The 7,183-nt window shown below is 30.8% G+C and carries 6 protein-coding genes and 1 pseudogene; 6 read left to right on the top strand and 1 reads right to left on the bottom strand.

Annotation, left to right across the window (positions count from 1 at the left end; genetic code table 11):
- From AB2369_RS09755 to AB2369_RS09740, 4 genes are all read left to right on the top strand, one after another.
- A partial coding sequence (locus tag AB2369_RS09755) for an RluA family pseudouridine synthase (RefSeq protein ID WP_367666289.1) occupies positions 1-815 on the top strand: 815 nt, incomplete at its 5' end.
- A 156-nt stretch (positions 816-971) separates the two neighbouring features.
- Positions 972-1,508, top strand: coding sequence for a bifunctional pyr operon transcriptional regulator/uracil phosphoribosyltransferase PyrR (gene pyrR, locus AB2369_RS09750; protein ID WP_367666288.1), 537 nt, complete (start codon positions 972-974; stop codon positions 1,506-1,508).
- A 61-nt stretch (positions 1,509-1,569) separates the two neighbouring features.
- Positions 1,570-2,838 (top strand): uracil permease, encoded by a 1,269-nt coding sequence (gene uraA / locus AB2369_RS09745; RefSeq protein ID WP_367666287.1) that lies wholly within the window; start codon positions 1,570-1,572, stop codon positions 2,836-2,838.
- A gap of 108 nt (positions 2,839-2,946) precedes the next feature.
- The gene (locus AB2369_RS09740) at positions 2,947-4,065 is read left to right on the top strand and encodes a class I SAM-dependent RNA methyltransferase (RefSeq protein ID WP_367666286.1); all 1,119 of its coding nucleotides are present in this window, start codon (positions 2,947-2,949) and stop codon (positions 4,063-4,065) included.
- Positions 4,066-4,107: 42 nt separating this feature from the next.
- Here AB2369_RS09740 and AB2369_RS09735 read toward each other — a convergent pair whose 3' ends face one another.
- Positions 4,108-5,802 (bottom strand): NFACT family protein, encoded by a 1,695-nt coding sequence (locus tag AB2369_RS09735; RefSeq protein ID WP_367666285.1) that lies wholly within the window; start codon positions 5,800-5,802, stop codon positions 4,108-4,110.
- Between the two features lie 152 nt (positions 5,803-5,954).
- Here AB2369_RS09735 and dapF point away from each other — a divergent pair, with 152 nt between their 5' ends.
- Both dapF and AB2369_RS09725 read left to right on the top strand, forming a co-directional pair.
- A complete protein-coding gene (gene dapF / locus AB2369_RS09730; RefSeq protein WP_367666284.1) occupies positions 5,955-6,779 on the top strand; it encodes a diaminopimelate epimerase in 825 nt (274 codons plus the stop codon).
- Positions 6,780-6,790: 11 nt separating this feature from the next.
- Positions 6,791-7,183, top strand: a pseudogene (locus AB2369_RS09725) (hypothetical protein); the annotation flags it as partial.

Genomic DNA, 7,183 nt, shown 5'->3' with positions numbered 1-7,183 from the left:
GGATAATAGAAGAAGAAAAGGTAATAGTAAATGAAAAAGTAGTAAAAAGTAACTATAAACTAAAGGAAGAAGATAATGTAATTTTAACCATAGAAGATCCTAGAGAACTTACCATAGAACCAGAAAATATTCCCTTAGATATTATATATGAAGATAAGGATGTAGCTGTGATAAACAAACCATCAGGGATGGTAGTTCATCCAGCATCAGGAGTGTATAATGGAACATTAGTTAATGCTCTTTTAAATCATTGTGATGACCTATCAGGTATAAATGGTGTTATAAGGCCTGGGATTGTACATAGAATAGATAAAGATACTTCAGGGATCTTAGTCATTGCTAAAAATGATTATGCCCATAATAAGTTAGGAGAGCAATTTAAAGAGCATTCTATTAAGAGAGAGTATTATGCTTTAGTAGAGGGAAGGTTAAAAAATGAGGAAGGGACAATAGATACTATTATTGGAAGGCATCCTTCAGACAGGATTAAATTTTCTGTTACTAAAATAGGAAAGAGAGCTATAACTCATTATAAGGTTATTGAGATATTTAATAATGCTACTTTAGTTAGATGTAACCTTGAAACAGGAAGAACTCATCAAATAAGAGTGCATATGAGCCATATAGGTCACCCACTAATGGGAGATCCTGTCTATGGATATAAGAAGCAAAGGTTTAAAACAAAAGGACAGCTTTTACACGCTAAAACCTTAGGATTTAATCATCCAACAAAGAATATTTTTATGGAATTCGAAAGTCCTCTTCCAGAAGAATTTCTTAATATATTAAACATCTTAAGAAAAGAATTGAAATAAAATTAGAAATATGATATTATGTTATAGAAAATTACCTTTAATGTGATCCAGAGAGGTCATAAGGCAATAAATTTTATAACATAGAATTTATGAGTCTTATTTCCTTTTGGAAATAAGACTTTTTATTATAAAATAATATATTTGGGGTGAATTAAAATGAAATTAAAGGCATCTTTATTAGATAAAGATTCTGTTAGAAGAAGTTTAGTTAGAGTTTCTCATGAGATAATAGAAAAAAATAAGGGGACAGAGGATATAGTTTTTGTTGGAATAAAAAGAAGAGGATATCCAATCGCTAACAGAATAGCAGAAAACATAAAAAAATTTGAAGATGTAGAAATTCCAGTAGGTCAGGTAGACATAACTCTCTATAGAGATGACTTAGATAATGTAAGTGATCTGCCAACTGTGAATAGCAAAGAAATTGGAGTTTGTGTTCAGGGTAAAAAAGTTATATTAATAGATGATGTGCTTTACACTGGAAGAACAGTAAGAGCAGCTATAGATGCTATAATGGATTCAGGAAGACCTAGTTCTATTCAACTAGCTGTCCTTATAGACAGAGGTCATAGGGAATTACCAATAAGAGCAGACTATGTAGGAAAAAATATACCAACTTCTAAGGAGGAAATAGTATCCGTTGAGATTTTAGAAATCGATGGAGAAGATTCAGTAAAAATATATGAAAAGTAATTAAAATCCAAAATAATGCTTTTTAAAATGACCCAGTGAGGTTATTAAGAGGAGGAACAATATGAAAAATTATGTTGATGTAGAAGAAAGACTACCTATATTAAAGACCATCCCATTAAGTATACAGCATTTATTTGCTATGGTTGGAGCTACAATTTTAGTTCCTATGCTTACAAAGACAAGTCCTTCAGTGGCTTTGTTCTGTAGTGGAGTTGGTACTTTACTATATATTTTATGTACAAAGGCAAAATTACCTGCTTACATAGGTTCATCCTTTGCCTTTATAGTCCCTATGGTTACTGCTTCAGAAAAATTTGGGCCAAGTGGAATGCTCTCAGGAGTTATTGCAGCGGGATTAGTTTATATACTAGTTGCTATCATTATAAAGTTTACAGGATCAGGTTGGATTGATAAGATACTACCTCCTATAGTAGTAGGAGCTGTAGTTATAGTCATAGGACTTGGAGTTGCAGGAGTTGCAATAAATTGGGCAGGACTTAATCCTAATTTTACAACTGACGCTTTAAAGGATGTGCCAAGATTTCAGTGGATTTTAGTATCTTTAACCACCTTAGGAATTGGAATATTTGGAAGTATGTATTTTAAAGGATTTTTAGGAGTTATACCTATACTTATATCCATGATAATTGGATATATAATGTCCTTTGCTTTAGGGCTTGTACCTCAAGAAGCCATAGATTCAATTGTTAACGCAAAGTTATTTGCATTTCCTACTATTACTACTCCAACCTTTAGTTGGGGAGCAGTAATGCTTATGGCACCTGTTTCCTTTGTAACCTTGGCAGAACATATTGGACATGTTTATGTTACTAATAATGTTTGTAATAGAGATTTCACTAAAGAACCAGGACTTCATAGATCTATCTTAGGTGATGGAGTGGCTACTTTATTCGCAGGATTTGTGGGAGGACCTCCAAACACAACCTATGGAGAGAATATAGGAGTTATGGCTATAACTAAAGTTTATAGCGTATGGGTAATAGGTGTGGCAGGAGTAGTTGCTATAATACTTTCCTTTATAGGACCTGTAGCTCAAATAATAACAAATATTCCTCTTCCAGTTATGGGTGGAGTTAGTACCTTATTATTTGGAATTATAGCCTCTTCAGGATTTAGGGTTTTTGTTGAAAATAAAATAGATTTTTCGAAGAAGAAAACTCTTATTGTAGTATCTGTTATAATTGTTCTAGGAATAGGTGGAGCAGTTATAAATATTAAAGGCTTTGAACTTTCAGGAGTAGCTCTTGCAACTTTAGTAGGAATAATTTTAAATTTAGTACTACCAGAAGTAAGTAAAAATGAAGAATAGCACTATATTAATATAACTTTTTGTAATATAATTAAAATAAGTGAGGGTAACCTCACTTATTTTAATTTTTTAATGTATATTTACAATTTATATAAAGGAGAAAAAGTTATGAATTATTCTTTAATAGCCACAAGTACTTTTGGTATAGAAGCTATAACATCAAAAGAACTTAAAGATTTAGGATATGAGGATTTAAATGTTGAAAATGGTCGTGTAACCTTTGAAGGGGATGACATGGATATAGCTATATGTAACACATGGCTTAGAACAGCAGATAGAGTTTTGATAAAGATGGCAGAATTTAAGGCTGAAAGCTTTGAAGAGCTTTTCCAAGGAACCTTAGCTGTAGATTGGGGCAGTTTGATACCAAAGGATGGAAAAATGCATGTTACTGGAAAGTCTATAAAATCTACTCTACATAGTGTACCAGATTGTCAATCTATAGTAAAAAAGGCTGTAGTAGAATCTATGAAAAAAACATATAATACAGATTGGTTTAGTGAAGATGGACCAGTATACAAAATAGAGGTTGCTATATTAAAAGATATTGTTACATTAACTATAGATACTACAGGACCAGGATTACATAAAAGAGGATATAGAGAAGTTGCAGGAGCTGCACCTTTAAAGGAGACTTTAGCAGCCTCTATGGCATTAATAAGCAAATGGAATGGAGAAAATTTATTAATAGATCCTTTCTGCGGTTCTGGAACAATACTTATAGAAGCCGCTATGATAGCTAAAAATATAGCTCCAGGTCTTAATAGAAGCTTTGTTTGTGAAACTTGGCCTACTATGGAAAAGGATGTGTGGGATCAGATAAGAGAGGGAGCTAGGGCTTCTATTAATGATAAAGATATGGCTCTTTTAGGCTATGACATTGATTCAAGAGTAATAAGAATGGCAAGGGAAAATGCTAGGAAAGCTGGAGTAGAGGAATTTATAACCTTCCAAGTGATGAACTTTAACGATTTTTCAACTAAGAGAAATAAGGGATTTATAATAACTAATCCTCCTTATGGAGAAAGAATCGGGGAAGAGAAGGATATTAAAGAGCTTTATGAAAAATTAGGGTTAGATTATAGAAGGCTTAAAAATTGGCAGTTTTATATATTAACCTCCTATGATAGATTCGAAAGGTTATTTGGTAGTAAAGCTGATAAAAATAGAAAGCTGTATAATGGTAGAATACAATGTTACTATTATCAGTATTTTGGTGAGAAATAATAATACAAAAAATAGGCTAGAAGTGTATTTCTAGCCTATTTTTTATAGTTTTTCTAGGGATAGCTCCTTAGGATCAACATAAACTGTTTTATTTGTAGAATATATCACCATTCCAGGTTTACTGCCAGAAGGCTTCTTTACATTTCTAACCTCAGTGTAATCTATAGGAACCTTTGAAGAATTACTTGCCTTACTATAGTAAGCAGCAAGGGTTGCAGCCTCTTCTAATGTTTTATCAGGTATATCATGGCCTTTAATTATTACATGAGAGCCAGGTATATTTTTAGTATGAAGCCATAAATCACTTCTGTCTGCAAATTTTAGTGTTAAATAATCATTTTGAGAATTATTTTTACCTACATATATGTGATATCCATCAGAGGATAAAAAGTGTAGAGGCTTAGAAGGTTTAATTTTTTTCTTGCCTTCTTTCTTAAATTTTATATATCCGCTTTCCATAAGTTCTCTTCTAATTTCATCGATTTCATCATAACTATCTATGGTTTTTAAGGTGGTAAACACTGAGTTTAGATAATTAAGTTCGTCTTCTGCCAGAGATAATTGAACCAAGGCAGATTCCTCAGCTTTTTTATATTTATTATATTTTTTATAATAGCTTTGGATATTTTCAGAAGGAGTCTTTAATTCATTTAAAGCTATTGTAATATACTCCTCCTCTTCCTTATAGTAATTTAAAAGAGCAATTTCCTTCATTCCTTCTTTTAGGGAGGATATATTGGCAGTAAGAAGCTCACCCCTTATTCTTAAGTCTTCTTTTTCATTACATTTTTCTAAGGTATCTTCTAATATTTGAATTTTCTTAGTACATCTTTCTATATTATTAGATATAATCTTTTGAATATCTAGGGTTCTATTGTGAATTCTATCCTGTTTATCTTTTTCCTTATAATAATTATCTAATAACTCACTAGGAGAATCAAAAGTATGAACATTGTATTCATTATAGGTTTCAAAAGAGATCGAAGAAAATTCTTTTAATAATCCTTTTATATCTGCATATGAATTATAATGAAAGTTCTTTAATTCGTAGTACTCTTTAAAGAATTCTTTAGAAAATTCATATAAAGATAAGCCACTCTTTTCAAACCTAAAGAACATTTCCTTAGATAAGATTTTACTAATTCCTGTAAAGATTTTAGAGAATACAGATGAATCTAATTCTAAATCTAAAGACATTTCATTAAAGGATTCTAATGTAAAACTTTCAGGATTAAGTTTTTTGGATTCAGGGGGATATATATATTTAATATTTGGATATAGGCATCTATAGCTATTAATATCAGGAGTAATATGTTTAATACTGTCCATTATAATATTATCTCTATCTCTAACTAAAGTTATATTGCTATGTCTTCCCATTACTTCAACTATTAAATTATATACACTGTTAAAACCTAAATCATCAGTTCCTTCAAATTTAAGTACTAATATTCTATCTCCATTTAACTGACTTATATCAATTAATCTAGAATTTAGTAAGTATTTTCTAAGTACCATACAAAACATTGGTGGTTTTAATGGATTATCCTTAGAAACCTTTGAAAGATATATTCTAGGGTAGGAGGAGCTTGCACTTATTAAAAGCTTTTTATTCCCCCTAAAGGTAAGAATAATTTCATCTTTTTCTGGTTGATTAACCTTATCAACCTTAAGATTAATCAAGGTATTTTTTAATTCTTCTTTAATTGTATATAAAAAAACTCCATCTAGAGCCATAAAGTTCACCCCTTCTTTATTTATTTATATGAATAGTTTAACACATAAGTCAATTATATATAAAATTATTCAATTTGTAATGATTTTTACCAAAATATAAAGTATCATATAATATATATTGAAGTATTTGTATTAAAGAAAAGGTGGTTAAAATGAATTTTACAAAGATGCATGGAAATGGAAACGACTTTATAGTCATAGAGGATTATGATAATGAATATGTTAATAAAGAATCACTTTTAGCAGAAAAGCTTTGTCATAGAAAGTTTGCCATAGGGGCAGATGGCATATTACTGGTGAGAAGATGTGAAGATGCCCATATAGAAATGGTCATAATAAATTCTGATGGATCCTATGCTGCTATGTGTGGTAATGGGCTTAGGTGTTTTGTGAAATATGTTTATGAAAAAAATATTTGTAGAAGTAATCCTATGAGGGTAAAAACAGGGGATGGAATAAAGACTGTATTTATAGAGGAAGATAAGTTAGAAGTTAAAAGTATAAAGGTAAATATGGGGAAACCATCCTTTGATCCTAAGGATATACCTGTAGATGTATCTGATAAAATAATAAACTATCCATTAAACCTTGAAAAGACTTACAATATAACAAGTCTTAGAATGGGAGTACCTCACACTGTAATATTTAATGTTTTGGATGAGGTAAATATAGAAGAGGGAAGAGCTATAGAGAAGGCAAGTATTTTTACAGAAGGAACTAATGTTAACTTTTGTGAAATTGTAGACAAAAATCATATTAAGGTGAAAACCTGGGAAAGAGGAGCAGGTCCTACACTAGCTTGTGGAACTGGGAACTGTGCATCAGCCTTTGTAGCTAATTATTTAGGTTTAGTGGATAAGGATATAAATGTGGAGGTCCAAGGAGGAACCTTAAGGATTTTAATAGAGAATGATGAGGTGTATATGATAGGAAATGCGGAGTTTGTTTGTGAGGGAAAGGTACTTATTAGTATTTAGGAGAGATAAAAATGAAGCAGAGGAGTAGTACGGCAATATGGATTATGGTTTTACTCTGTTTATTTTTAAATGGATGTACTAACAAAGAAGTAGTAAAGGAAAAGGAGATAAAACCCTTAATACCTCTAGAGGAATATATGTTTGGAGAGGTAATTAATAATAAAACTAAAATTTATAATTTACAAAATGGTATGGGAGGTTATCTTGGAGAATGGGATAATCTTATTGATTTAAGATACAATGTAAAAGAAAAGATTTATGCAAAGCTTATTTATCTAGAGGAAGGTAATAATCTTAATAGAAATAAAATAGTTATAGAAACTAAGAATGATGAAATAGAGATTAATAATTTCTTTAGTGCCTTAGATATGAGGATGAGTCCTAATGGTTGGAAACTAGCTTAT

Source organism: Clostridium sp. (assembly GCF_040797585.1).
GTDB lineage: Bacteria > Bacillota > Clostridia > Clostridiales > Clostridiaceae > Clostridium_Z.
Note: the sequence above shows the minus strand (reverse complement) of the source record. Positions and strands in the feature narration are given on the sequence as shown.